This window comes from Rhizobium changzhiense (assembly GCF_013087625.1).
GTDB lineage: Bacteria > Pseudomonadota > Alphaproteobacteria > Rhizobiales > Rhizobiaceae > Rhizobium > Rhizobium sophorae.
Genome location: NZ_JABFCQ010000007.1, coordinates 65,105 through 89,906 on the forward strand (window position 1 = coordinate 65,105; position 24,802 = coordinate 89,906).

Consider the following 24,802-nt stretch of genomic DNA (forward strand, 5'->3'; position numbering starts at 1 on the left):
GGAAATTCCTTTCTCCCCATTCTCATTAGTCTACTTAATTTATAGACATAACTGAATTGGAGAGAATGGTAATGAGCATCGAAAAGTCCGGAAGCGGTCTCGGAAGACGAGATCTGTTGAAACTGTCTGCCGCGGCCGGGGCCGTCGTCGCGGGTGCTGCGCTGGTCGGGCAGCAGCCGGTTTTCGCGGCCGACGCAGAACTGTCACTGAAAGGCAAGCGCATCGCCATCAGCGCAACCGGCACCGATCACTTCTTTGATCTGCAGGCCTATAATGCCCAGATCGAAGAGGTAAAGCGCCTCGGCGGCGAGCCGATCGCCGTCGATGCCGGACGCAATGACGGCAAGCTGGTCTCGCAGCTGCAGACACTGATTGCCCAGAAGCCGGATGCGATCGTTCAAATCCTTGGCACGCTCAGCGTCATCGATCCCTGGCTGAAGAAGGCGCGCGATGCCGGAATCGCGGTTCTGACCGTCGACGTCGGCTCGACCAATTCGATCAACAACACCACCTCCGATAACTGGGGCATCGGCAAGGATCTGGCGCTGCAGCTCGTCTCCGATATCGGCGGCGAAGGCAATATCGTCGTTTTCAACGGCTTCTACGGCGTAACCCCCTGCGCGATCCGCTACGACCAGTTGGTCAATGTCGTCAAATATTTCCCGAAGGTAAAAATCCTCCAGCCGGAACTGCGCGACGTCATCCCGAATACCGTGCAGGACGCCTTCACGCAGATCACGGCCATCCTAAACAAATATCCCGAAAAGGGTTCGATCAAGGCGATCTGGTCGGCTTGGGACATTCCGCAGCTTGGCGCGACCCAGGCTTTGGCAGCCGCCGGACGGACCGAGATCCGCACCTACGGCGTCGATGGCAGCCCGGAAGTGCTGCAGCTCATCGCCGATCCGAATTCGCCGGCCGGCGCCGATGTCGCCCAGCAGCCGGCGGAAATCGGCCGCACCGCCATTCGTAACGTCGCCAAGCTGCTCGCCGGCCAGACACTGCCGCGCGAGACCTATGTTCCGGCACTGCTCGCCAACAAGACCAATGTCGGCGAAGTCACCAAGAAGCTCGGCATCGGCTGACATTGAACCCGAGCGATCCGGCCATGTCGGATCGCTCGGAATCTGCCCGCCAGGAGAGATCGACATGACGGCCATTTCGTTGAAGCAGCCGGTGACGGCACGCGACGACATCATCCGCTTTGAAGGCATCGTCAAACATTTTGGCGGCGCGCAGGCGCTTGCCGGTGCGTCGCTGATCGTCAGGCGCGGCACCATCCACGGTCTCGTCGGTCAGAACGGCGCCGGCAAGTCGACGCTGATCAAGCTGCTGGCCGGCCTTCACCAGCCGGATGGCGGCCGGATCGAGATCGAAGGGCAAACATTCGATCGGCTGACACCGCATCTTGCCGAAGAGCTCGGCATCCACTTCATTCACCAGGACCGGCTGCTGGTGCCGACCTTCACTGTCGGCGAAGCCCTGTTCCTCGGTCGGGAGCCACGCATCGCGGGCACGCCGTTCCTCGACCGGCGACGGATGCAGCGCCGCGCATCCGAGATTCTCAATGACTATTTCGGTATCCGGTTGCCGAACGCCGCCTTGATCAGCGAATTGTCGACCGCCGAAAAACAGATCGTGCAAATCACCCGCGCCCTCCTTAATCAGCCGAAGGTGCTCGTCTTCGACGAGCCGACGGCCGCATTGGTGCGCCGCGAGGCCGATATCCTCTTCCGGCTGATCCGCCGTCTGCGCGACGAAGGCGTCACCATCATCTATATCTCGCATTACCTGAACGAAATCGAAGAGCTCTGCGACCACGTCACCGTGCTGCGCAATGGGCTGGACGTCGCCTCCCTGCCGATCGGGGAGACTTCGGCCGGGGCGATTGCCCGGCTGATGGTCGAGCGCGACATCAAGGAGATGTTCCCGAAGCCGCAGGTGACGCCAGGCGAAGAAATCCTCAAAGTCGAGCAGTTGTCGGCGCCGGGGAAATATAGCGACATCAGCTTCACGCTTCGCCGCGGCGAGGTGCTCGGCCTCACCGGCCTGCTCGGTTCCGGTGCGAAGGAGGTGGTCCGCGCTCTCTTTGGTCTGGAGACTCCGGCTTCCGGCCATATCGAGATCAGCGGCAAGGCTGCCCGTTTCACGAATCCCGCCCAGGCAGCCGGCCGCGAGATCGCGCTGGTGCCGGAAGATCGGCGTCGCCACGGCGTCGCGCTCGACCTCAGCGTCGCGGAAAATATCAGCCTTTCGAGCCTTGGCCGCTTCACGCGTTTCGGCTTTCTCGATCGCAGACGCGAACAGAGAGAAGTGGACGCTCTGATAGCGCGGCTGCAGGTGAAGACCAATGGGCGCGACGCCCTGCTGCGCACGCTTTCGGGCGGCAACCAGCAGAAGATCGCCATCGCCAAGTGGCTGAGCCGCCGTTCCGAGGTCTATCTGCTCGACGAGCCGACTGTTGGCGTCGATATCGGCTCCAAGGTCGAGATCTATACGCTGATCGGCGAACTCGCGGCGCGCGGCGCCGGCGTCATCGTGCTGTCTTCGGATCTGCCCGAACTCGTCGGCATCACCGATCGCATCCTGGTGCTCTTCCGCGGCCGCGTGGTGCGGGAATTCATATCGTCGGAGACCACGGCGGATGCGGTGCTCGCTCAATCGACCGGATCATCCGAAGGACAACGCCATGTCGGCTGAAGTGGAATTCGCGCCTTCCGGTTTTTCCGCTGCGGAACCGCCTCCCCGGCCGGCCGGCCATATTGCGGCTGCGGCATTGCGCTTCGGATCGCTGATCACTTTCGCCGCCATCCTGATCATCTTCTCGCTGACAGCACCCTATTTCCTCAGCATCGGCAATATCGGCAACGTGCTTGGCCAATCAACCATCTCCGGCGTGCTTGCCATCGGGTTGACGATCGTGCTGATCGCCGGCGGCTCCAATGTCGTCACCGGCGGCATCGACCTGTCGCTCGCTGCCAATATGGGTCTCAGCGCCGCCGTCTATGCGAGCCTGACGCAACTCGGCTACGGCAATGCGACGGCGATTGCCGCGACAATCTTGACCGGCGCCCTGATCGGCACGGTCAATGCCATTGCCGTCGTCTATGCCGGCATCGTGCCGCTGCTGGCCACGCTGGCCGTCATGAACGTCGTCGCCGGCCTGGAATTGGTGCTGACCGGCAATACCGTCCTGCCGGCCTCGACGCCTTTCCTGTCGGCGCTTTCCGCCTCGGATCCTTTCGGCATTCCGGTTCTTGCCTATGTGCTCCTCGGCTTCACGGCGATCACCACGGCGATCGTGCAATATACCCCGCTCGGCCTGCGCCTCTATGCCGTCGGTGAGTTTCCGGATGCGGCGCGTGCCGCCGGTCTGCCGCTTCGCCGGTTGCTGGCCGGCGCCTTTGTCGCCAGTGGCGTCTCCGGCGGCATCGCTGGCATTCTGTCGGTTTCCTATCTGAGCGGCAGCACGACCGGCGCCGGCGAGATGCTGTTGCCCGTCGTCGTGACGGCCCTGCTCGGCTCGGTCTTTTCGCGCCGGCTGGTTCCGACAGTCACCGGGACGCTGCTTTCGGCCCTTTTGGTCGGCTTCCTGGTCAACGGTTTCCAGCTGCTGAACATTTCGAGCACGCTGGTCAGCGGCGTCCAGGGCGTGCTCATTCTCATCGTCGTTTCCGCGACCACGCTGCTGCGCCGACAGGAGGCCTGACATGTCGCTCCAGACCCCTCCCCTCGCCACCATTGGCTTGCCGCGTCTGATCGCCGGCGGCATGGTGCGTTATGGCTTGATCCTCGCCCTGGTTGCGGTGTTTGCCGCCTTTTCCGTGGCAACGCCGACATTCCTGACGCCTGCGAACCTGCAGAGCATCCTGGTCAACAATTTCACGCTGCTTGCCATCGTCTCCGTCGCCATGACCTTCGCCGTCGCGTCGGGCGGCATCGATCTTTCGGTGGGAACGGCAATGGATTTCGCCAGTTTCGCCTTTGTTTCGCTCGTGCTCGCCGGGCAGCCGGTGGCAGTCGCCGCACTCGCGGGACTGGCCGCCGGAGCGTTCGTCGGCGCCTTCAACGCGCTGCTGATTTCAGGGATCGGCGTGTCGCCGTTCCTCGCCACGCTCGGCACGCTGTTCATCGGCCGCAGCGTGCAGCAGCTGCTGACCAATGGCGGCAATCCGGTCTATCTGCCGCCGAACGGCGTGCCGGAAACCTTCCGTTTTCTCGGCCATGGCACGATCGCCGGCTTCCCGGTGCCGCTTGCCGCTGCCATCGTCGTCATCGCGGCGGCTGCGGTCGTTTTTGCCCGCACGCGTTTCGGCCGCATCATCCTGTCGATCGGCATCCAGCCGGGCGTTGTGCGCTATTCCGGCATCGCCGCGCCGGCCCATGTCGCGGTGACATTCATCCTGGTCGGGTTGATCGCGGCAATCGCCGGCCTGATCCTGACCGCAACCGTCACCACCTACATCCCCTCCTCCGGCAATGCCTTCCTGTTGAATGCCATCGGCGCGACCTTCATCGGCACGACGCTCAGCCCGCTCGGACGGCCGAATGTCGGCGGAACCGTTCTCGGCGCACTGCTGCTCAGCATCGTCGCCAATGGGCTGCTGCTGACCGATCTGAACTTCTATTGGCAGCAGGTTGGCACGGGAACGCTGATCTTCGCCGTGCTCGCCCTGAGCTTTATCAACAGAAAGGCTGCCGGCGCCGCTTAAGAGAAGCCGCCACTGCGGTCCTATTCTGGGAAGCTGTTCTACCCCACCGAGGCGTCGGAAATCATTCGCGATACGGCATTCTTCCAGCCGATGATCTTGCCCTGCCGCTCGGTCTCATCCATCGAAGGGCTGAAGCGGCGGTCGCAAGCCCAGGCCTGCGCAAAATCCCGCTTGCCGGGCCAGATGCCGGCTTTCGAGCCGGCAAGCCAGGCGGCACCCAGCGCCGTCGTCTCGCGGATCGCCGAGCGGTCGACAGGGTTTCCGGTCATGTCGGCCAGGCACTGCATCGTCCAATCCGATGCCGCCATGCCGCCATCGACGCGCAACACCGTTTCCAGCTGGTTGACGCCCCAGTCCTTCTTCATCGCCACCAGCAGGTCGAGCGTCTGGTAGGCCACGGATTCAAGCACGGCGCGGGCAAATTCCGCCGGGCCGCTGTTTCGCGTCAGACCGAAGATCGCTCCGCGCGCCGCCGGATCCCAGTAGGGCGCGCCGAGGCCGGTGAAGGCCGGAACGATATAGACCTGCTGTCCGGGATCGGCCTTGGCGGCAAGCACTCCTGCCTCGGATGCCTGGCCGATGATGCCGAGGCCGTCGCGCAGCCATTGCACGGCAGCACCGGCGATGAAGATCGAGCCCTCGAGCGCATAGGTCGTCTCGCCGTCGAGCCGGCAGGCGATCGTCGTCAGCATCCTGTTGGAGGAGGAAACACGATCCCGGCCGGTGTTCAACAGAGCAAAGCAGCCTGTGCCGTAGGTGGATTTCATCATACCGGGCTCGAAGCAGGCATTGCCCATCGCCGCAGCCTGCTGGTCGCCGGCGACCCCGAGGATCGGAAGTTCCGCGCCGAACAGCGCCTTGTCGACGCGGCCGAAATCATCGGCGCATTCCCTGACGTCAGGAAGCATGGCGGCTGGAATGCGGAGAATGCCGAGAAGCTCCTCGTCCCAGGCACCGTCATCGATGTTGTAGAGCAGCGTTCTCGACGCATTGGTCGCATCGGTGGCATGCACGCGTCCATCAGTCAGATTGTATATCAGCCAGCTGTCGATCGTGCCGAAGCAGACATCACCGGCCTCGGCCTTCTCACGCAGGCCATCGACATTATCGAGCAGCCAGCGCAGCTTCGTTCCGGAGAAATAGGGATCGAGCAGCAGCCCGGTCTTGGCGCTGAAGAGCTTCTCGTAGCCGTCTGCCTTCAGGCTCTCGCACATTTCTGCCGTGCGCCTGTCCTGCCAGACGATCGCACGGTGAAGCGGTTTTCCCGACCTGCGATCCCAGACGACCGCCGTCTCGCGCTGGTTGGTGATGCCGATCGCGGCGATATCGGCCGCGTCAATACCAGCATCGGCGATCGCCTTGCGCACCGTATCGACGACGGATCGCCAGATTTCGGCGGCGTCGTGCTCCACCCATCCAGGCTGCGGATAATATTGGGTGATCTCCGCCTGCGCCGAGCCGGCCATTTTCATGTCGCCATCGAAGATGATGGCGCGCGACGATGTCGTGCCCTGGTCGATTGAAAGAATATAGCCGCTCATATCCGTCTCCGGCTCGCACGAAACCGCTCCGCCTGCAGAGGACGGCAGGACGCGGACGTTTCATGAGAGAAAGATTGTGGGTGCCACCGGCTTGCTGCCGGTGGCAGGAAGTGATGGCCGGAAGCCTCGTCGCCTCCGGCCGGATCCGCCTTACTTCTTCTGCCAGCTCTTGACGAGTTCGTCGTAGTTGACAGTGACCGGCTTATCCTTTTCGTTCTCGATCTTCAGCTGCGGGGCAAGGTTGCCGTTCTTCACCGCATCCGCGTTCCAATAGGCGAGATCATGCTCCTCGGCGAGCTTGGGGCCGATGTCGCCCTGGACCTTGGCGCGTTCCAGACGCTGCAGCACCTTCTCCTGCTCGGAGCAAAGCGAGTCCATCGCTTCCTGCGCCGTCTTGGCGCCGGAAGAGGCATCACCAATCGCCTGCCACCAAAGCTGAGCGAGCTTCGGATAGTCAGGAACGTTCGTACCGGTCGGCGACCACTGCAGGCGGGCCGGCGAACGATAGAATTCGATCAGGCCGCCGAGCTTCGGCGCACGATCGGTGAAGGACTTATGATCAAGCGTCGACTGGCGAATGAAGGTCAGACCCATGTGGCTCTTCTTCACGTCGACAGTTTTAGAGGTGACGAACTGGGCATAGAGCCAGGCCGCCTTGGCGCGGTCGTCAGGCGTGGACTTCATCAGCGTCCACGAACCGGCGTCCTGATAGCCGAGCTTCATGCCGTCCTTCCAGTAGACGCCATGCGGGCTCGGCGCGAAACGCCATTTCGGCGTGCCGTCCGCATTGACGACCGGCAGGCCTTCCTTGACGAAATCGGCGGTGAAGGCCGTGTAGGTGAACATCTGCTGGGCGACTTCGCCCTGCGACGGGACCGGGCCGGATTCGGAGAAGGTCATGCCCTGAGCGGCAGCCGGTGCATACGCCTTCATCCAGTCCAGATATTTCTGGATGGAATAGACCGCAGCAGGGCCGTTGGTGTCGCCGCCACGGGCCACGCAAGAGCCGACCGGACGAGAGTTCTCGTCGACCTTGATGCCCCATTCATCGACCGGCTTGCCGTTCGGGATGCCCTTGTCGCCGTTGCCGGCCATCGACAGCCAGGCATCGGTGAAGCGCCATCCGAGCGATGGGTCCTTCTTGCCGTAGTCCATATGACCGAAGACCTTCTTGCCGTCGATCTCGCGGCCGGTGAAGAACTCGGCAATATCCTCATAGGCCGACCAGTTGACCGGCACGCCGAGATCGTAGCCGTACTTCGCCTTGAAGTCCGCCTTGTTCTTCTCGTCGTTGAACCAGTCGTAACGGAACCAGTAGAGGTTCGCGAACTGCTGGTCAGGCAGCTGGTAGAGCTTGCCGTCAGGCGCCGTGGTGAAGGACTTGCCGATGAAGTCGTCGATGTCGAGGCCGGGATTGGTGACATCCTTGCCTTCGTTGGCCATCCAGTCGGTCAGCGAGCGCGCCTGCTGATAGCGCCAATGGGTGCCGATCAGGTCGCTATCGTTGATATAGGCGTCATAGATGTTTTCGCCCGACTGCATCTGCGTCTGCAGCTTCTCGACCACGTCGCCTTCGCCGATGAGGTCGTGAGTGATTTTGATGCCGGTGATCGCCGTGAAGGCGGGCGCCAGAACCTTCGATTCATATTCATGGGTCGTGATCGTTTCGGATACGACCTTGATGTCCATGCCGGCGAAAGGCTTCGCAGCGTCAACGAACCACTGCATTTCCTTTTCCTGGTCGGCGCGGGGAAGCGTCGAGAGATCGCCGACTTCCTTGTCGAGGAACGTCTTGGCCTCGTCCATGCCGGCATAGGCCGATGCTGTCATTGCCAGCAGCAAGCCTGCTGTCGTCGTCAATAAGTGCCTTCGCATAATATCCTCCCAGGGTTTGCGATTGCAGTCACGTCTCAGGCGGCCAGTACCCCCGGCCATCTGTCTTCTCCTTGCCGTCACACGTAGCGGAAGACGCCGATGGCGTAGACCACGGAAATGGCAAGAGCCCACCACAGGTTGGGCCCACCGAGCCCAAGCCATGCAAGATGAATGAAAGCGCTGCCCAGCAGCGAAATGAAGAGCCGGTCGCCGCGCGTCGTCTCGAAACGCAGCAAGCCCGTGCGCGGCGAGCCGCCCGGCGAAAAATATTCCCAGACACTCATGGCGATCAGAAGCGCCAATATCGTCAGAAAGAACAGCGTCGTCGGCAGCGTCCAGGCCATCCAGGAAAAATTCATGACCGTCTCCTCCTCAAACGCGCCCGAGCGCGAAGCCCTTGGCGATGTAGTTGCGGACGAAATAGATGACGAGTGCGCCCGGAATGATGGTGAGCACGCCGGCCGCCGCCAGCACACCCCAGTCCATGCCCGAGGCGGACACCGTTCGCGTCATGATCGCCGAGATCGGCTTTGCCGCCGTCGTCGTCAGCGTGCGGGCCAGCAGCAGCTCGACCCACGAGAACATGAAGCAGAAGAAGCCCGCGACACCGACGCCGCTGGCGATCAGCGGAATGAAGATCTTGATGAAGAAACGCGGGAAGGAATAACCGTCGATATAGGCGGTTTCGTCGATCTCCTTCGGCACACCGGACATGAAGCCTTCGAGGATCCAGACGGCGAGCGGCACATTGAACAGGCAGTGGGCAAGCGCCACGGCGATATGCGTGTCGATCAGGCCGAAGGCCGAATAGAGCTGGAAGAACGGCAGCGCGAAGACCGCCGGCGGCGCCATGCGGTTGGTGAGCAGCCAGAAGAACAGGTGCTTGTCGCCGAGAAAGCGGTAGCGCGAGAAGGCATAGGCTGCCGGCAGCGCCGCCGCGACCGAGATCACTGTGTTCATCACCACATAGATGATCGAGTTGATATAGCCGTTATACCAGGATGGATCGGTGAAGATGACCGTGTAGTTGCGCAGCGTCGGGTTCGTCGGCCAGAGCGAGAAAGCGCCGGTGATCTCCGAATTCTCCTTGAAGCTCATATTGACGAGCCAATAGATCGGCAGGATCAGGAAGACGATGTAGATCGTCGGAACGAGCCAGGAAAGGCTGCCTGCAGGTTTGTATTTGTTGGTCATATCTCGCCCTCCCTTTAGCTCGCGTCGCTGCTGGTCATCACGGTGTAGAACACCCATGAGAGCAGCAGGATGATGAGGAAGTAGATGATCGACATCGCCGCCGCTGGGCCAAGGTCGAACTGGCCGACGGCCATCTTCACGAGGTCGATGGAGAGGAAGGTCGTCGAGTTGCCAGGCCCGCCGCCGGTGACGACGAAAGGCTCGGTATAGATCATGAAACTGTCCATGAAGCGCAGGAGCACGGCGATCAGCAGCACGCGCTTCATCTTCGGCAGCTGAATGTAGCGGAAGACGGACCAGCGCGAGGCGCCGTCGATCTTGGCGGCCTGGTAATAGGCATCCGGGATCGAGACCAGACCGGCATAGCAGAGCAGCACGACGAGGCTTGTCCAGTGCCAGACGTCCATGACGATGACGGTCACCCAGGCATCGATCGGATCGCGGACATAATTATAGTCGAGGCCGATCGCTTCGAGCGTGTGGCCGAGCAGGCCGATATCGACGCGTCCAAAGACCTGCCAGATGGTGCCGACGACGTTCCACGGAATGAGCAGCGGCAGCGCCATCAGCACCAGGCAGACGGGAACGCCCGGTCCTGATTTCGGCATGTTGAGCGCGATGAAGATGCCAAGTGGAATCTCCAGCGCCAGAATGATGAAGGAGAACAGCAGATTGCGCTGGAGCGATTCCCAGAAACGATCGGAATGCAGGGTCTGGACGAACCAGTCGGTACCCGCCCAGAAGAACTCGTTGTTGCCGAACGTATCCTGCACTGAATAGTTGACGACGGTCATCAGCGGGATGACGGCCGAAAACGCCACGAGCAGCAGCACGGGCAGGACCAGAAACCAGGCTTTGTTATTCCACGTCTTCTGCATGGCTCAGGCCTCCCTGCCGACACGCCAACTGTCGGCGTAGATGCTGATGGCGGACGGATCGAAGGTGACGCGGGCGTCCGCGGGAATGTCTGCGTCTTCAGGCACGACGATTGCGATCGGCTGGCCGGCAAAGCGGGCGCGCACGATCTTCTGCCGGCCGATATCCTCGACCTTGCTGATCGTGACCGGCATGCCCTCCCGTCCGAGGCGAATGAATTCGGGACGGATGCCGAGTTCGGTTTTGGCGGTGCCTGATGTCTTCGGCGCATAATCGAGCGTCAGGGTTTCATCTCCGACCGCCACAGTGCTGCCCACGATCCTGGCCGGCATGAAATTCATACCCGGCGAACCGATGAAATAGCCGACGAAGGTGTGGCTCGGCCGCTCAAAGAGCTCGGCCGGTGTGCCGATCTGGACGATCTGGCCGTCATACATGACGACGACCTTCTCGGCGAAGGTCAGCGCTTCCGTCTGGTCGTGGGTGACATAGACCATGGTGAAGCCGAACTGCTTGTGCAGCCGCTTCAGCTGCGAACGCAGCACCCATTTCATATGCGGATCGATGACGGTCAGCGGCTCGTCGAACAGGATGGCGTTGACGTCGTTGCGCACCAGCCCTCGGCCGAGCGAGATCTTCTGCTTCTGGTCGGCGGTCAGGCCCTGCGCCTTGCGCCTGGCCCAACTGGCGAGGTCGATCATTTCGAGGATGTCGCGGACACGCCGGTCGACATCCGCCTCGGCCACACCGCGGTTGCGCAAGGGAAAGGCGAGATTGTCGTAGACGGTCATCGTATCGTAGATGACGGGGAACTGGAACACCTGTGCGATGTTGCGGCTCTGCGTCGAAAGGTTCGTGACATCCTTGCCGTCGAACAGGATGCGGCCATGCGAGGGCTGCAGCAGGCCCGAGATGATGTTGAGCAGCGTGGTCTTGCCGCAGCCGGAGGGGCCGAGCAGCGCATAGGCGCCGCCATCGTTCCATTCGTGGTCGACTTCCTTCAGCGAATAATCCTTGTCGGACTTCGGATTGGCGCCGTAGGCGTGGCGGATATGGTCGAGCGTGATGCGTGCCATTGTGCTCTCCTATACCTTTCCGGCCGCAGCGATGGCGCGGCCGTCGCTGCCGAAGGCCATCAGGTGGCGGGTGTCGAGAAAAGCTTCGACTTCCATGTCGGGATCGATGTCGTGAATGCCATGCGCCAGCATCACCCAGCGCACACCGTCATATTCCAGGTGAACGAAGCTCTCCGAGCCGGTGATCTCGGAAACCAGCGTGCGCGCCTGCAGACGGGCCGCGTCGCCGGTCTGCGACGCAAGGCCGAGATGGTGCGGGTGAAAGGCGATAGTGACGGGACCATCCGGCACGACGGCCAGATGCGAGGGAACAGGAATCGTGACCCCGCTCGGACGCGTGAAGACATTGCCTGATTTCGTGACGTCGAGGGTGTTCAGCGGCGGATCGGCGAAAATGCCGGCGGTGGCGAGATTGACGGGTCGGCGATAGACCTCGATCGTCGGCCCGAACTGGGTCACCCGGCCCTGGTTCAGCGTTGCCGTATTGCCGCCAAGCAGGAGCGCCTCGGAAGGCTCGGTTGTGGCATAGACGAAGATCGCGCCGGATTGGGCAAAGATCTTCGGCAATTCCTCGCGCAGTTCCTCGCGCAGCTTGTAATCGAGATTGGCGAGCGGCTCGTCCATCAGCACGAGGCTGGCATTCTTGACGAGCGCGCGCGCAAGCGCCGTGCGCTGCTGCTGGCCGCCGGACAGATTGAGCGGTGTGCGGTCGAGATAGGGCGTCAGCTTCAGCAGCTCGGCCGCCTTGCGCACCTCACGGTCGATCGTGGCGGCATCCTTGCCCGATATGCGCATCGGCGAGGCGATGTTGTCGTAGACGGTCAGCGCCGGATAGTTGATGAACTGTTGGTAGACCATGGCGACGTTGCGCTTCTGCACCGGCATGCCGGTGACGTCAGTGCCGTCGAAATGGATGGAGCCGCCTGTAGGACGGTCAAGCCCCGCCATCAGCCGCATCAGAGAGGTCTTGCCCGCAAGCGTCGGCCCGAGCAGGACGTTCAGCGTGCCCCGCTCGAGAACCAGATCGGTCGGATAGATGTGATAGTCCGCGCCCACCATCTTGGCAGCGTTTCGCAGTTCCAGCATTCCGATTCCCGTGCCTCCACGCATCGGGGACCACATGACTCCTACCCGGCCATCGCCGGCATGGCAGCCATGTACTCCTCCAGTGACTGAGCCTGCTCCTTCGAAAGGCGCAGACCATCCTTTGTTCTCCTCCACAGCACGTCTTCGGCGTGCCGGGCCCATTCATGTTCGACGAGATAGGTGACCTCTGCCTCGTAGAGATCGCCGCCGAACAGCCGTCCGAGATCGTCGATGCGGCTGGCATTGCCAAGCAACAGCTCCGCCTTGGTGCCGTAGCGGCGCACCAGGCGGCGGGCAAGCGGATCGGCGAGGAACGAATAACGCCGCCTCAGCTTGTCAACCTGTGCCTCGTAACCGCGGACCGGGAAGTCGCCGCCCGGCAGATGGCTTTTGGCCGTCCACGGGGCTCCTTTGGCGCCGATCGCAGCACCGATCTTGTCCAGCGCATGTTCGGAAAGCCGACGATAGGTGGTGAGCTTGCCGCCGAAGATGTTGAGCAGCGGCGCAGCATTGCCTTCGCCTTCCAGCTTCAGCACATAGTCGCGCGTCGCCTCCTGCGCCTTGGAGGCGCCGTCGTCATAAAGCGGCCTGACCGCAGAATAGGTCCAGACGATATCCTCCGGCCTGACCGGCTCCTTGAAATACTCCGACGCCGCATTGCAGAGGTAGACCGTCTCCTCCTCCGAAATCCTGACGTCCCTGGGATCGGCGGTGTAGTCGCGATCCGTGGTGCCGATCAGGGTAAAGTCGCCCTCGTAGGGGATGGCGAAGATGATGCGGTTGTCGGGGTTCTGAAAGAAATAGGCTCTCACATCGTCGAACTTCTTCTTCACGACGATATGGCTGCCCTGGACGAGGCGGACATGGTGGGCTTCGTTCTGGCCGAAGGCGGAACGAATGACATGGTCGACCCAGGGACCGGCGGCATTGACCAGCATGCGGGCCTGATGGCTGTCATTGCGACCGGTGACGGTATCGGTGGTCTCGATATGCCACAGGCCATTCTCGCGCCTTGCCGACACCACCTTGGTGCGCGGCATGATCAGCGCACCCTTGTCGGCGGCATCGCGGGCGTTCAGCACCACCATGCGGGCATCGTCGACCCAGCCGTCGGAATATTCGAAGGCCTTGGAAAACAGCGCCTTCAGCGGCTTGCCGGCCGGATCGCGGCGCATGTCGAGCACCGATGTCGGCGGTAGCAGCTTGCGGCCGCCGAGATGGTCGTAGAGGAAGAGGCCGAGCCGGATCAGCCAGGCCGGACGGATGCCGCCCTTGTGGTAGGGCAATACGAAACGCAGCGGCCAGATGATGTGCGGCGCCATCGCCCAGAGGATCTCGCGCTCCATCAGCGATTCCCGCACTAGGCGGAATTCATAATGCTCGAGGTAACGCAGGCCGCCATGGATCAGCTTGGTGGCGCCCGACGAGGTACCCGAGGCGAAATCGTTCATCTCCGCCAGCGCCACCGAATAGCCACGCCCGACGGCATCGCGCGCAATGCCGCAGCCGTTGATGCCGCCACCGATGACGAATATGTCGTGAATATTTCGGCCCAATTCCCCCTCCGAGCCCGCCGCCGATTTCGCATCGCACAAAACTTGCGCAATTGCGAAAGCAACATCAGTTAAAACGAAAGGAATACGAATGTCAAACGAATGTTTGTGAGGGTCTGTTGCCTAGCGAAATCTGCCGTTCGTTTCGATCAGTTTCACATTGTTTTCGAGGCAGAGATTGCGGATCGAAGGCACCGGACAGCGATCGGTGATGAAGGTATGAACCTGGGAAAGCTGGCCGATCCTGACCGGTGCGGTGCGTTCGAACTTCGTCGAATCGGCAACGAGAATGACATGCCGGGCGTTAGCGATGATCGCCTGGGCGACCTTCACTTCGCGAAAATCATAGTCGAGAAGCGCGCCGTCGATATCGATCGCCGAAGCACCGATCACGGCGTAGTCGACCTTGAACTGGCGGATGAAATCGACGGCCGCCTCGCCGACGATCCCGCCGTCCGAACCGCGCACGACCCCCCCTGCGATCACCACCTCGATTGCTGGCAGCAGCCGTAACCTGTTGGCAACGTTGATATTATTGGTGATAACCATCAGCTCGTGATGGTTGGCGAGCGCCTCGCCCACCGCCTCGGTCGTCGTTCCGATATTGATGAAGAGCGAGGCCCCGCTCGGAATCAGCTCGACCGCGGCAATGCCGATCGCCTGCTTCTCGGAAGCGGCGATCTGACGGCGCGCTTCGTATTTGACGTTCTCGGTCCCGCTCGGGAATGTGGCGCCGCCATGGATGCGTGTCAGCACCTGCGCATCGCAGAGATCGTTGAGGTCCTTGCGGATCGTCTGCGGCGTCACCGAAAAGCGGGAGGCGAGCTCCTCGACCAGCACCCTGCCGCTCGATTTCGCAATCGCCACGATTTCAATTTGCCGGTCGGTCAAGAACATGAGCGTGCGCCTTTCGATCTGCTTTCGTTTTAAAGAAAGCGAACGGCGGCGCAATGCCTAACTGTTACCAGGCCGCCTTCACGGCCTGAATTCGACGCTACCGCTTCCGCATCACGTTGACGACGAGCACGCCGAGGATTGCCATCACGCCGCCGACCGCGCCCAACGCCGTCGGCGTCTCGCCCAGCCAGACGAACCCGATCAGCGTGGCGACCGGCGGAACGCCGTAGAGGAAATTCGAGGCACGGGCGGCCGTCAGCCGCTTCAGGGCGATTGCCCAGGTGAGATAGCCGATCGCGGTCGGGAAGATAACGAGATAGGCAACGCCCCAGTTCACCTCCGCCGGTGCGGCAGCCAGCGCCTGAATCGTCGCCGGGATGGCCGGAAACAGTGGCATGGAACCGATGAGCAGGATCCAGGCAGTGACGGCAAGCGCAGACAACCGCCCGAGCAGCGGCTTCTGCAGCACGCTGGCGATCGCCGAGCAGAGCGCTGCGCCAAGGATGAGGACGGCATTCGGATCGAGCTTGAAGCCGCTGTCGGAGGCGACCGCAATCAGCGCCACGCCGCCGAAGGAAACGGCGGTGCCCATCCAGCCCCAGCGGCCGAAGCGCTCGCCGAGCGCGAATGTGGCAATGAGGGCGGTGAAGACGGGCATGGTGTTGATGATGAAGCTCGCCGGTCCTGCCGCAACGGTCTGCTCGCCGGTGTTCAGCAGAACCGCATAGGCGGCGATGAAGAGCACGGCGGCAACGGAGAGGCGGAAAAAATCGCGTTTTTCCGGCATCGGCCGATAGATGACGAGATAGACGAGGGCGATGGCGCCGGCTGCCACATAGCGCGCCGTCGCCAGTTCGATCGGCGTCAGTGGTCCGAGACAGATGCGAATCACCACGAAGGAGGAAGCCCAGGAGAGGATGGTGACGACGATCGCCGCAAAGGCCACCAGATCGAACCCGCCTTGCTGTTTCGTCGAAACCGGTACGCTTGCCGCCATGCTCATTTTCGCCTCCATATGTTCATGCGACAGTGATTAGGCCTTCGATGCGTGCTTGAAAAGCATCGCAATCGATGATCAAATGTGCGCATGGTTCACAGCTCGCCAGTGCTTCCACCGCTCGATACGCTCGAGACCTTTGCCCGCGCCGCCCGGCTCGGATCGTTTTCGGCTGCAGCCGAGGAAAGCGGCATCACCCACGGCGCGGTGTCACGGCAGGTCTCGCGCCTGGAGCGCTGGATGGGCGTTCGCCTGTTTGCGCGCGAAGCCCGAGGCGTTCGCCTGACGCCGGAAGGCATGCGGTTTTTCGCGCGGGCGGAAGAAGCACTTGCGCTGCTCGGCAATAGCGGCGAACGCTGGCTGCCTCGCCGCAACAAGGCGGTGGTGCGCCTTTCGGTGACGCCCTCTGTCGCCTCTCTATGGCTGTTTCAACGCCTGCCGGAGCTCGAAGGAAACGAGCTACATGTCGAGCTGACGCTCGAACACCGGCTGGCGGATTTCGGCGAAGGCACGGATCTTGCCATTCGCTGCGGCAAGGGACCGTGGGCCGGCGTGCGCGCCCTGCCGCTCTGGCAGGAGAAATCGTTTCCGATCGCCGCCCCGGCGCTGGCGGAGCGGCTCAGGCACCGCTCTGATGCCTTGTCGCTGCTCGATCTGCCGATCCTGCACGATTCGAATATTGAAGGCTGGCGGCGCTGGCTCTCTCGTGAGGGCGTCGACTATATACCGCGCGGCCATGACCGGCGCTTCGAGGACTACAATCTGGTGATCGATGCCTGCGCCCAGGGCCTCGGGATCGCGCTCGCGCGGCCGCCGCTGTCGGATGCCGCGCTGGCCACCGGGCGCGTCGTCACTGTCTCGGAGCGGACGCTCGATTACCATGTGGCCTTTCACCTGATTAGACCGGACGAGGCCCTTAGAAGCCCTGCCATCGAATTCGCCAGCCGCTTCCTGCGCGAGGCCGGCCATGACGAGACGACGATCGCTACTTTTATCGCACCCGGCCGAGCGAAAGTTTAGGCGGAAAGCTCGGCGGCGGCTTCGACGATCGCCGGTCGCTACTCCGCCGTAAACTTCAGGCGCATTTCCTTCGCCAGTTCGAAACCGGCAGCCCGATAGACAGGTTCGCCGGCATCCGAGGCATGGGTCGTGCAGCCGATCGATTTCAGATGGTCGACGGCCTTGTTGGTCAACGCCAGTGCGATGCCGCGCCGGCGGAAGGCGTCGGCAACATAGACGGACCAGATGTAACCGTGCAGCCGCTGTTCCGGCCGGATGACCTCCGGAAACGGCGACTGGTGCAGCTGGCAGGATGCGGAACCGGCGATGTCGCCGTTGACGATGGCAAGGAACGAGGTCCGGCGGCGCTCTTCGCGACCGCTTCTGATGAATGACAAGATCCGCGCCGCCGCATCAGGCCTGTAGTGTTCCGGTGGTGTGCCGTAGCTGTCCCAGATCTTCAGATAATGCCCAACCAGGATCTCGTCCTCGCCGGGCGTTGCCATTCGAATATCCATCATGTCGTGATCCGGCTTGGGCATGCGAGGGTGCGAAATCGCGCCTCAGATGAGATAACGTCCCCTGCTGCGACGTGGCAGGGGACGTCAAAAAGGCCATATCAATTCGCTGATGTGAGCGTCATCGAGGCGCTGCCGGCCGCAACGTTGAGGCCGAGCTGACCGGTCAGGCTGACAGTCTGCAGATGGATCGAACCGGAGGTGCCGCCAACCAGGAGATTGGCGCCGACACCGGCGCCGAGCGTCGCTTCGGCGGTAGCGCCGACATAGAGGCCGGCGAGCGATCCGCGGTGATAGCCGGCCGTCGGCGCGAACACGGCCCAGATCAGGCGGCTACGCGTGGTGAAGCCAAGGTCGATGCCGAGCTTTCTCATTTCACCCGTATAACGATCCGAAAGTTCGTTGCCGACGGTCGACTGGAAGATGCAGTCGGCCTCTTTGGAGGAACCGAGCACGTAACCCGTGCCGCCGCCGATATCGCAGGTGAGGTAACCGATCTTCACGCCATTGCGCAGGTCCGGCTCTTCATATGTCCTGGTGCCGAGATCGGCGGCATTGACCGCCCCAGCGCCGACAAACGTCAACGTTACCGCGGCAAACGCCGTCGCAAGAATTTTGTTCATAAGTCTCTCCTTCTCAAATCGTGACGGGAGCATACCCGGCTACTCGCCACCAGATTCGGCAACAGATAACGGACGGAACCGCAAAACGATCCCGAACCGGCATCATTTACGCATCGCATGTCAAAGCGCCTGGGAGGGCGCAAGCGACAAACACGCTTACGGTTCAGCTCCCATTGGGACATTTCGAAGGCACATTTTCGCGTCATCCGGTTATTTCACGATGTTGTCAGGGATGGTTGCCGGAAAGGCACGATCTCGATCGCCGTTAACTCTCAACGAGCGGCATCATGCAAATCGCAGGCGCCCTATTTGGATAGGCGATCGATGATCGCGCAGGTTGCCATGCCGTATAGATAGCTGTAAAACAGCCGACCACGACAGGGACGGAAACCTTCGGTGATGGAGACGTCAAACCGACTGTAGAAATAAAGAAAAACCCGGCAATGTGTTTCGCCGGGTTTTTATACTTTAATATGTCCGCACTATACTTTTCGCATCAGTCGCATGACGAGCGATACGACGAACAGCACCAGGAAAATGAAGAACAGAACCTGGGCAATGGAAGCTGAAGCCCCTGCGATGCCGCCAAATCCGAGGACGCCGGCAATCAAGGCCACGACGAGAAACACCAGAGCGTAGTAAAGCATCGCAATCTCCTTTTACGTTGCTGCGGAGATAACGGAGGCCGCCCCATTTGGTTCCCGTCCGTCTCACGGCCGGGACATGCAGCATCGCATCAGCTCCCTTCAGCCGACGTGAAAGACGCCGCTGTACATCCGGTCGCCTTCAGTCGGCTCGGGAGGTTCGGCTGCGTCGAGATAGGCCTTGAGCGGCCCGGTCAGGACGAACCAGATGCTGGCTCCCAGCATGAAATAGGCTCCCACCGGATCGTCGATGCGGGCGATGAACGGAAGGCAGGCCGATGCGAAGAGGACGATGATCCGCACCGACCACTCAGCCTCACGTTTGGCGATGGCGCGCGCTCTCAGCGACTTGTACTCCCGGGCGCCGTAACCGGCTCCCCTCGCCTTTGCCACCGAAAGCAGTTTTTGCGCGGACGGCAGCGCCAGCATGACCAGCCCGGCAACACTGAGCGCCAAACTCTTGCCGGCCATGACCTGCCCGCTTGCGATCAGGAGAAAGGAGAGCACAACGAGATTCCAAGTCGGCTCCAGCAGCTCCGGCGGTTGCCGCGTGCGGAGATGCCAACTCCGCAGCAAACCCGCCGCGCCGTGCAGTAGCGGCTGATCGATATAGCGATTGATCCAGTCCATGCCGATGCGCCCGTCCCCGATTGCATGAAGAGGCCCCCGAACACCACGGAATTTGGTCATCATCGTGGCAATAGCCGCCGAATCCATTCATCGCACAGATGAAGTGGCTTGCAGAGACGCGTCGATGGGGTCGAAGACGCGGACCCGCTCGTCTCACGCCCCCTAAATTTCAAGGCAACCTCAGAGCGCGCGACACCCTCCTAGCGCAATTCTTGCGCAACTTCCCAGACATGGCCCGACGGATCCGCAAAGGCCGCGGTGCGGCGGCCCCATGGACGATCGATCGGACCATTGAGCAGCGTGACCCCGAGTTCGCGCAGTTCTGCACAAACCGCATCGATGTCATCGACCTTGATCGTCAGCAGCATGCGTGCGCCCGAACCGGGCGCTGACACTGCGACCGGCTCGACCAGCTGAGGCGCCTGCGCTGCATCGAGCAGGTTGATCATCGTTCCCGAGAATTTCAGGACCGCCGATACCGCGTCCTGATAGACGACGTCGGGCGCAAAGACCTTTTGGTAGAACGCTTTGGCCTCGCCGATATCATCGACGAACAGGGTGACGACCTCGATCCGATCCAACAGCATGGGCATTTTCTCCTCCGTTGCTTCGACCGGTCAACCGATATCGCCGGCCGGCTCTCCGCTGGTCGCTTCGACGCTGGCGGTTTCGACATGCCGCGCAAAAATAATCGTCAGCTTCGCAGGCCAGGCGCCTCCTGGCCGGTGCGCGCCACATATTCGGTATAGCCGCCGCCATATTGATGGATGCCCTCCGGCGTCAGCTCCAGCACCCTGTTCGACAGGGCGGCGAGAAAATGCCGATCGTGCGAAACGAACAGCATGGTGCCCTCATATTGCGACAGCGCCTTGATCAGCATTTCCTTGGTGTCGAGGTCGAGATGGTTCGTCGGCTCGTCGAGCACGAGCAGGTTCGGCGGGTCGAACAGCATCATTGCCATGACCAGCCGCGCCTTCTCACCGCCCGACAGCACCCGGCACCGCTTCTCGATATCGTCGCCGGAGAAGCCGAAACATCCGGCCAACGCACGCAAAGGCCCCTGCCCTGCCTGAGGAAAACGGTGTTCCAACGATTGGAAGACGGTGTGCTCGCCGTCCAGAATATCCATGGCGTGCTGGGCGAAATAGCCCATCTTGACGCTGGCGCCGAGAGCGACGCTGCCTTCGTCAGGCTCGGCGGTGCCCGTCACCAATTTCAACAGCGTCGATTTGCCGGCGCCGTTGATACCCATGATGCACCAGCGTTCCCGGCGCCGCACCATGAAATCCAGCCCTTCATAGATGCTTCGACTACCGTATTTCTTGTGAACGTTCTTCAGGCTGACCACGTCCTCGCCGGAACGCGGCGCCGGCTGGAAGTCGAAGGAGACCGCCTGACGGCGCTTGGGCGGCTCCACCCGGTCGATCTTCTCCAGCTTTTTGACGCGGCTCTGCACCTGCGAGGCATGCGAGGCGCGCGCCTTGAACCGCTCGATGAACTTGATTTCCTTGGCGAGCATCGCCTGCTGGCGCTCGAACTGGGCCTGCTGCTGTTTCTCGTTCTGCGCCCGCTGCTGCTCGTAGAATTCATAGTCGCCGGAATAGGTCGTCAACGTGCCACCGTCGATCTCGATGATCTTGGTGACGATGCGGTTCATGAACTCGCGGTCGTGCGAGGTCATCAGCAGCGCGCCTTCATAACCCTTCAGGAATTCCTCCAGCCAGATCAGGCTTTCCAGATCCAGATGGTTGCTCGGCTCGTCGAGCAGCATGACATCCGGGCGCATGAGCAGGATGCGGGCAAGCGCCACACGCATCTTCCAGCCGCCCGACAGCGCGCCGACATCGCCATCCATCATCTCCTGGCTGAAGCTCAGGCCCGCGAGCACTTCGCGCGCCCGTCCCTCGAGCGCGTAACCGTCCAGCTCCTCGTAACGCGCCTGCACCTCGCCATAGCGCTCTATGATCTTGTCCATGTCGTCGGCCTGCTCGGGATCGGCCATGGCGGCTTCGAGCTCGCGCAACTCCGCAGCAACGATGCTGACCGGCCCGGCGCCGTTCATCACCTCGGCAACCGCGCTGTGGCCGGCCATCTCGCCTACGTCCTGATTGAAGTAGCCGATGGTGACGCCCTTCTCGCAGGAAACCTGGCCTTCATCGGGCTGCTCTTCGCCATTGATCATACGGAAGATGGTCGTCTTACCGGCACCGTTCGGGCCGACGAGACCGATCTTCTCGCCTTTGTTGAGCGCTGCGGACGCCTCGATGAAGAGGATGCGGTGGCTGAGCTGCTTGCTGATATTTTCGATACGGATCATGGTTTGCGCGGGAGCCTGAAAAGAGGTTTTGGCGCCCTTATGCCACGCGTCGACACGGCAGGATAGGTCTGTTTCCCACCCTCTCGATGTCAGGAGCATGATGCTGAAACTGTGAGCGGTTTTTGGACAACATCATGCTCACCTTCTTTAATTTAGGGCTCGATTGGATAATATTGTGGCCCACGCTAACGGGAACCTGTGCCAATGAGCGTTCGTCCGCCACAGACCTTCAGACAATCCCAGCAGAATTCAAACGGTTTCAACGTCCTCGAATACGAGCTGATGTCGGAACGCGCCGATGCGCTTGGACGTCACGGCCTGAAGGTTGAGGCGGCGCTTGCCGCTCTGAAGGCATGGACTCCCGACCGCCAAAGCGCCGAGGACCGCGAGAAGCTTCTCAACGAAGCGTCCGATGCCGTCTGGGCGTTCTTCATCCAGCGTGAGATCTGCGGCTTGCGGAACAACCGCGACGCCATTCAGCGCTACGGCATCCCGAACGAAGTGATCGCGAGATTGGGCGCAATGCGGAAATAGCGAGGGCGATGGCTGGTGCGGCTGCCGTGGCGCCCTCTATTGGGTGGAAATCCCCGGTTCGGAACGATATGGCTTGCTACCGAACCAATGCGAAAGGAAACGCGATGCCAATCTCCATCCGGATCGGGAACCAGGATCTCACCGTCGATGTCTCCTCCCTCGGCGCCGAGATGCAGGCGCTCACGTCAAGCGACGGACGCTCTTGGTTATGGACCGGCGATGCAACCTTCTGGACCGGGCGGTCGCCGATCCTGTTTCCGATCGTCGGCAAGGCCCCGGACGACAAGATAACGATCGACGGCACGGTCTATCCGATGGCCCAGCATGGCTTTGCCCGCCGCAGCGAATTCGTGCTTGCGGCCTCCACGGAGACGATGTGCCGATTCGAACTGGTCGCCTCGGATGCGACGCGGGCGGTGTATCCTTTCGATTTTCAGTTGGCCGTGGTGCATGCGGTCGAGGGCCGCGCGTTGACTGTCACGGCGGAGGTTACCAATCGCGACCAGAAGGCGATGCCGTTCGGCCTCGGATTTCATTCGGCCTTCGCCTGGCCATTACCAGGCGCTTCCGGACGCGACCATATCGTAACGCTCGACAATAAAGGCGAGCCGGGTCTTGTGCGGCTGGAAGGCGGTCTCATCAACCCAGCGGTCCTGCCCTCGCCGTTTAATGCCGGCCGGCTGGTGCTCGATCACGCCATGTTCGAGCAGGATGCGATGATTTTCCCGAGCGGTGCGGGCGAAGGTTTGAGTTACGGCGCCGAAGGCCGGCCGGCCATGCAGTTCCATTTCGAAAACCTGCCCAACCTTGCGCTATGGACCAAACCGGGCGCGCCCTTCCTCTGCATCGAGCCCTGGCACGGGACGGCTGCGGAAGCCGGGGGCTCAAGCGAGCTTTCGAAGAGGCCGTCTACCACGATGCTGGCGCCGGGCGCGGTGGCGCGCTTCGCCTTCACGGTCAAAATTCCGGAATAGGGACAGACAGAAAGCGCTCGCCGAGAAAGCCGGGCGAGCGTTAGAGCAATTCCAGCAAAAGTGTGCAGCGGTTTTGCGTCCGGAATTGCGTAAAAACACAGGGATAGAGCATTTCCGTGATTCGAAGAAAAACGGAAATGCTCTAGCGTTTCAATGAGCGCCGGCGCCACCACCGGCCCGCGGTTTTTGGGTGAGCAGCAGGGCGACGGCTGCAACGGCAAGAACCACGCCGATGACGGCGAAGGTATCGGCAAAACCGAGGATCAGGGCCTGGCGTTTGACGACCTGGCCAAGCGCCACGACGGCCTTCTGGGCTGCGACGGCATGGTCGGAGACACCATGCTGCAGGAAGTAGGCTGTCAATTGGTCGAGACGGGTGCGGACTTCGTCGCGGCCGAGCGTCACCGACTGGCCGATGATGTTCGAGTGGAACTGCTCGCGTTTGGTCAGCACCGTGCCGAGCATCGCCGTGCCGACGGCGCCGCCGAGATTGCGCAGCATGTTGGTCAGGCCCGAGGCAGCGGCCGCATCTGAAGGCGCGATGCCGGCGGTGGTGATGGCGGTGATCGGCGTCAGCACCAGGGCCTGGCCGATGGCGCGGATGATGTTCGGAATCCAGAACTGGTCGCCTGCGGTATCGGCTGACAACGTGATGTTCATGAAGCAGCTGATAGCAAAGATCGAGATGCCGAGGAAGCCGATATACCGCGCATCGAAGCGCTTCATCATCATCGGGACAAGCGGGATCAAAAGCAGCTGTGGCAGGCCGGTCCAGGCGAGCACGTTGCCGATCTGCTCGGCATTGTAGCGCTGCACCTGGCCGAGATATTGCGGCAGGATGTAGACGGTGCCGAAGAGGGCGACGCCGACCAACACGTTGACGGCAACGCCGATGCCGAAATTGCGCTGCCTCAGCAGGCTGAGCTTGACCAGCGGCTTCTTCACCGTCAGCTCGATCCAGATGAAGGCAACGAGGAAGGCAAAGGCGAGGATACTGAGCTTGACGATGAAGGGCGAGGAGAACCAGTCCTCCTTATTGCCTTCCTCGAGCACCGTCTGCAGCGCCGACAGACCAACGGCCATGGTGAAGATCCCCGCCCAGTCGCCTTCCCTCAGCAGGCCGAGCTGCATCGGCTGCTTGTCGAGCGTCAGGGCAAGGGCGACCGCCATAATGGCGCTCGGGACGGCATTGATGAAGAAGATCGTCTGCCAGCCGTAATTTTCGGTGAGGTAGCCGCCGATGGTCGGGCCGATCGCCGGTGCGAAAGTCACCGAGAGCGCGAAAATCGCCAGGCCGAGCGGCTGCTGCGACTTCGGCAGCTTGGTCAGCACCATGGTGAAAGCCATCGGGATCAGCACCCCGCCGGCAAACCCCTGCAGGCCACGCAGCACGATCATCGTGCCGAGATCGTGCGCGAAGGCGCAGGCGATCGAAAACAGCGGAAAGAGGATGGAATTGACGAGGATATAACGGCGGAACGAGAAGACGTTGCTGAAATAGGCGGTCAGCGGGATGACGACGATCTCGCCAATCAGATAGGAAGTGGAGATCCAGGCGCCGTTGTCGACGCCTGTTCCGATGCCGCCCTCAATGTCAAGAAGCGAGGCATTGGTGATCTGGATGTTGAGGATCGCCATGAACGCGCCGATCATGCCGGCGAGAACGGCGATCCAGTCTCTGGTGCTGGCGCCGGTTTTCGGCTGCGGAACGGCGATGGCTGTTGCTGCGATGGTGGACATGACACGAACTCCTCGT

General features: G+C 61.7%; 24 protein-coding genes. 7 read left to right on the forward strand and 17 right to left on the reverse strand.

Going from position 1 to position 24,802, the window contains the following annotated elements; all coding sequences use genetic code 11:
* Positions 1–71: 71 nt before the first annotated feature.
* From G9X68_RS27800 to G9X68_RS27815, 4 genes are all read left to right on the forward strand, one after another.
* Entirely contained in the window at positions 72–1,085 is a 1,014-nt protein-coding gene (locus tag G9X68_RS27800) for a sugar ABC transporter substrate-binding protein (protein ID WP_171605124.1), read from the forward strand.
* Positions 1,086–1,149: 64 nt separating this feature from the next.
* On the forward strand, positions 1,150–2,700 hold the full coding sequence (locus G9X68_RS27805; RefSeq protein ID WP_171605125.1) for a sugar ABC transporter ATP-binding protein: 1,551 nt from the start codon (positions 1,150–1,152) through the stop codon (positions 2,698–2,700).
* The gene (locus G9X68_RS27810) at positions 2,690–3,709 is read left to right on the forward strand and encodes an ABC transporter permease (RefSeq protein ID WP_171605126.1); all 1,020 of its coding nucleotides are present in this window, start codon (positions 2,690–2,692) and stop codon (positions 3,707–3,709) included. Before G9X68_RS27805 ends, G9X68_RS27810 begins: the two co-directional genes overlap by 11 nt.
* A 1-nt stretch (position 3,710) precedes the next feature.
* A complete protein-coding gene (locus tag G9X68_RS27815; RefSeq protein ID WP_171605127.1) occupies positions 3,711–4,712 on the forward strand; it encodes an ABC transporter permease in 1,002 nt (333 codons plus the stop codon).
* Positions 4,713–4,750: 38 nt separating this feature from the next.
* Here the strand turns inward: G9X68_RS27815 and glpK are convergent, their stop codons facing one another.
* From glpK to G9X68_RS27865, 10 genes are all read right to left on the reverse strand, one after another.
* Positions 4,751–6,253: a glycerol kinase GlpK gene (glpK, locus tag G9X68_RS27820; protein ID WP_171605128.1), complete on the reverse strand. Its 1,503-nt coding sequence runs from the start codon at positions 6,251–6,253 to the stop codon at positions 4,751–4,753.
* A 150-nt stretch (positions 6,254–6,403) separates the two neighbouring features.
* The gene (locus tag G9X68_RS27825) at positions 6,404–8,128 is read right to left on the reverse strand and encodes an ABC transporter substrate-binding protein (protein WP_011649612.1); all 1,725 of its coding nucleotides are present in this window, start codon (positions 8,126–8,128) and stop codon (positions 6,404–6,406) included.
* Between the two features lie 77 nt (positions 8,129–8,205).
* Positions 8,206–8,487 carry a DUF2160 domain-containing protein gene (locus G9X68_RS27830; RefSeq protein WP_171605129.1) on the reverse strand — a complete coding sequence of 94 codons (282 nt, stop codon included), beginning with the start codon at positions 8,485–8,487 and terminating at the stop codon, positions 8,206–8,208.
* 13 nt (positions 8,488–8,500) lie between these two features.
* Positions 8,501–9,322 carry a carbohydrate ABC transporter permease gene (locus G9X68_RS27835; RefSeq protein ID WP_003549530.1) on the reverse strand — a complete coding sequence of 274 codons (822 nt, stop codon included), beginning with the start codon at positions 9,320–9,322 and terminating at the stop codon, positions 8,501–8,503.
* Positions 9,323–9,336: 14 nt separating this feature from the next.
* Positions 9,337–10,200 (reverse strand): carbohydrate ABC transporter permease, encoded by an 864-nt coding sequence (locus G9X68_RS27840; RefSeq protein WP_020047583.1) that lies wholly within the window; start codon positions 10,198–10,200, stop codon positions 9,337–9,339.
* A 3-nt stretch (positions 10,201–10,203) separates the two neighbouring features.
* A complete protein-coding gene (locus G9X68_RS27845; protein WP_171605130.1) occupies positions 10,204–11,274 on the reverse strand; it encodes an ABC transporter ATP-binding protein in 1,071 nt (356 codons plus the stop codon).
* Between the two features lie 9 nt (positions 11,275–11,283).
* On the reverse strand, positions 11,284–12,360 hold the full coding sequence (locus tag G9X68_RS27850; RefSeq protein ID WP_171605131.1) for an ABC transporter ATP-binding protein: 1,077 nt from the start codon (positions 12,358–12,360) through the stop codon (positions 11,284–11,286).
* 41 nt (positions 12,361–12,401) lie between these two features.
* Positions 12,402–13,916 carry a glycerol-3-phosphate dehydrogenase gene (gene glpD, locus G9X68_RS27855; protein ID WP_171605132.1) on the reverse strand — a complete coding sequence of 505 codons (1,515 nt, stop codon included), beginning with the start codon at positions 13,914–13,916 and terminating at the stop codon, positions 12,402–12,404.
* Positions 13,917–14,036: 120 nt separating this feature from the next.
* Entirely contained in the window at positions 14,037–14,810 is a 774-nt protein-coding gene (locus tag G9X68_RS27860) for a DeoR/GlpR family DNA-binding transcription regulator (protein ID WP_020047586.1), read from the reverse strand.
* Between the two features lie 97 nt (positions 14,811–14,907).
* Positions 14,908–15,825 (reverse strand): DMT family transporter, encoded by a 918-nt coding sequence (locus tag G9X68_RS27865; RefSeq protein WP_171605133.1) that lies wholly within the window; start codon positions 15,823–15,825, stop codon positions 14,908–14,910.
* A 72-nt stretch (positions 15,826–15,897) separates the two neighbouring features.
* On the opposite strand from G9X68_RS27865, the gene G9X68_RS27870 reads away from it, so the two are divergent.
* The gene (locus G9X68_RS27870; RefSeq protein ID WP_171605134.1) at positions 15,898–16,827 is read left to right on the forward strand and encodes a LysR family transcriptional regulator; all 930 of its coding nucleotides are present in this window, start codon (positions 15,898–15,900) and stop codon (positions 16,825–16,827) included.
* Positions 16,828–16,865: 38 nt separating this feature from the next.
* Here the strand turns inward: G9X68_RS27870 and G9X68_RS27875 are convergent, their stop codons facing one another.
* The 6 genes from G9X68_RS27875 to G9X68_RS27900 form a co-directional block, all read right to left on the reverse strand.
* A complete protein-coding gene (locus G9X68_RS27875) occupies positions 16,866–17,324 on the reverse strand; it encodes a GNAT family N-acetyltransferase (RefSeq protein ID WP_244956260.1) in 459 nt (152 codons plus the stop codon).
* Positions 17,325–17,425: 101 nt separating this feature from the next.
* A complete protein-coding gene (locus tag G9X68_RS27880; RefSeq protein ID WP_171605136.1) occupies positions 17,426–17,947 on the reverse strand; it encodes a DUF992 domain-containing protein in 522 nt (173 codons plus the stop codon).
* 482 nt (positions 17,948–18,429) lie between these two features.
* The gene (locus G9X68_RS27885; RefSeq protein ID WP_003549551.1) at positions 18,430–18,594 is read right to left on the reverse strand and encodes a DUF1328 domain-containing protein; all 165 of its coding nucleotides are present in this window, start codon (positions 18,592–18,594) and stop codon (positions 18,430–18,432) included.
* Between the two features lie 99 nt (positions 18,595–18,693).
* Complete coding sequence (locus G9X68_RS27890; protein WP_171605137.1) at positions 18,694–19,284, reverse strand: hypothetical protein; 591 nt, start codon at positions 19,282–19,284, stop codon at positions 18,694–18,696.
* 137 nt (positions 19,285–19,421) lie between these two features.
* The gene (locus tag G9X68_RS27895) at positions 19,422–19,814 is read right to left on the reverse strand and encodes a VOC family protein (RefSeq protein ID WP_171605138.1); all 393 of its coding nucleotides are present in this window, start codon (positions 19,812–19,814) and stop codon (positions 19,422–19,424) included.
* Between the two features lie 101 nt (positions 19,815–19,915).
* Positions 19,916–21,538, reverse strand: a complete 1,623-nt coding sequence (locus G9X68_RS27900) for an ABC-F family ATP-binding cassette domain-containing protein (protein ID WP_168307644.1) — start codon at positions 21,536–21,538, stop codon at positions 19,916–19,918.
* A gap of 204 nt (positions 21,539–21,742) precedes the next feature.
* Here G9X68_RS27900 and G9X68_RS27905 point away from each other — a divergent pair, with 204 nt between their 5' ends.
* Complete coding sequence (locus tag G9X68_RS27905; RefSeq protein WP_171605139.1) at positions 21,743–22,072, forward strand: DUF6665 family protein; 330 nt, start codon at positions 21,743–21,745, stop codon at positions 22,070–22,072.
* Positions 22,073–22,176: 104 nt separating this feature from the next.
* Positions 22,177–23,046, forward strand: coding sequence for an aldose 1-epimerase family protein (locus G9X68_RS27910; protein ID WP_171605140.1), 870 nt, complete (start codon positions 22,177–22,179; stop codon positions 23,044–23,046).
* A gap of 150 nt (positions 23,047–23,196) precedes the next feature.
* Here G9X68_RS27910 and G9X68_RS27915 read toward each other — a convergent pair whose 3' ends face one another.
* Positions 23,197–24,786, reverse strand: a complete 1,590-nt coding sequence (locus G9X68_RS27915) for a DHA2 family efflux MFS transporter permease subunit (RefSeq protein ID WP_171605141.1) — start codon at positions 24,784–24,786, stop codon at positions 23,197–23,199.
* Positions 24,787–24,802 lie beyond the last annotated feature (16 nt).

Bases quoted from the DNA above. Each gene is read 5' to 3' on its own strand.
- G9X68_RS27805 (WP_171605125.1), top strand. From the start codon at position 1,150: ATGACGGCCATTTCGTTGAAGCAGCCGGTGACGGCACGCGACGACATC.
- G9X68_RS27890 (WP_171605137.1), bottom strand. From the start codon at position 19,284: ATGATGACCAAATTCCGTGGTGTTCGGGGGCCTCTTCATGCAATCGGG.
- G9X68_RS27845 (WP_171605130.1), bottom strand. From the start codon at position 11,274: ATGGCACGCATCACGCTCGACCATATCCGCCACGCCTACGGCGCCAAT.
- G9X68_RS27835 (WP_003549530.1), bottom strand. From the start codon at position 9,322: ATGACCAACAAATACAAACCTGCAGGCAGCCTTTCCTGGCTCGTTCCG.
- G9X68_RS27865 (WP_171605133.1), bottom strand. From the start codon at position 15,825: ATGGAGGCGAAAATGAGCATGGCGGCAAGCGTACCGGTTTCGACGAAA.
- G9X68_RS27885 (WP_003549551.1), bottom strand. From the start codon at position 18,594: ATGCTTTACTACGCTCTGGTGTTTCTCGTCGTGGCCTTGATTGCCGGC.
- G9X68_RS27860 (WP_020047586.1), bottom strand. From the start codon at position 14,810: ATGTTCTTGACCGACCGGCAAATTGAAATCGTGGCGATTGCGAAATCG.
- G9X68_RS27870 (WP_171605134.1), top strand. From the start codon at position 15,898: ATGGTTCACAGCTCGCCAGTGCTTCCACCGCTCGATACGCTCGAGACC.
- glpK (WP_171605128.1), bottom strand. From the start codon at position 6,253: ATGAGCGGCTATATTCTTTCAATCGACCAGGGCACGACATCGTCGCGC.
- G9X68_RS27910 (WP_171605140.1), top strand. From the start codon at position 22,177: ATGCCAATCTCCATCCGGATCGGGAACCAGGATCTCACCGTCGATGTC.
- G9X68_RS27825 (WP_011649612.1), bottom strand. From the start codon at position 8,128: ATGCGAAGGCACTTATTGACGACGACAGCAGGCTTGCTGCTGGCAATG.
- G9X68_RS27815 (WP_171605127.1), top strand. From the start codon at position 3,711: ATGTCGCTCCAGACCCCTCCCCTCGCCACCATTGGCTTGCCGCGTCTG.
- G9X68_RS27810 (WP_171605126.1), top strand. From the start codon at position 2,690: ATGTCGGCTGAAGTGGAATTCGCGCCTTCCGGTTTTTCCGCTGCGGAA.
- G9X68_RS27905 (WP_171605139.1), top strand. From the start codon at position 21,743: ATGAGCGTTCGTCCGCCACAGACCTTCAGACAATCCCAGCAGAATTCA.
- G9X68_RS27850 (WP_171605131.1), bottom strand. From the start codon at position 12,360: ATGCTGGAACTGCGAAACGCTGCCAAGATGGTGGGCGCGGACTATCAC.
- G9X68_RS27875 (WP_244956260.1), bottom strand. From the start codon at position 17,324: ATGGATATTCGAATGGCAACGCCCGGCGAGGACGAGATCCTGGTTGGG.
- G9X68_RS27880 (WP_171605136.1), bottom strand. From the start codon at position 17,947: ATGAACAAAATTCTTGCGACGGCGTTTGCCGCGGTAACGTTGACGTTT.
- G9X68_RS27915 (WP_171605141.1), bottom strand. From the start codon at position 24,786: ATGTCCACCATCGCAGCAACAGCCATCGCCGTTCCGCAGCCGAAAACC.
- G9X68_RS27840 (WP_020047583.1), bottom strand. From the start codon at position 10,200: ATGCAGAAGACGTGGAATAACAAAGCCTGGTTTCTGGTCCTGCCCGTG.
- G9X68_RS27900 (WP_168307644.1), bottom strand. From the start codon at position 21,538: ATGATCCGTATCGAAAATATCAGCAAGCAGCTCAGCCACCGCATCCTC.
- G9X68_RS27800 (WP_171605124.1), top strand. From the start codon at position 72: ATGAGCATCGAAAAGTCCGGAAGCGGTCTCGGAAGACGAGATCTGTTG.
- G9X68_RS27830 (WP_171605129.1), bottom strand. From the start codon at position 8,487: ATGAATTTTTCCTGGATGGCCTGGACGCTGCCGACGACGCTGTTCTTT.
- G9X68_RS27895 (WP_171605138.1), bottom strand. From the start codon at position 19,814: ATGCCCATGCTGTTGGATCGGATCGAGGTCGTCACCCTGTTCGTCGAT.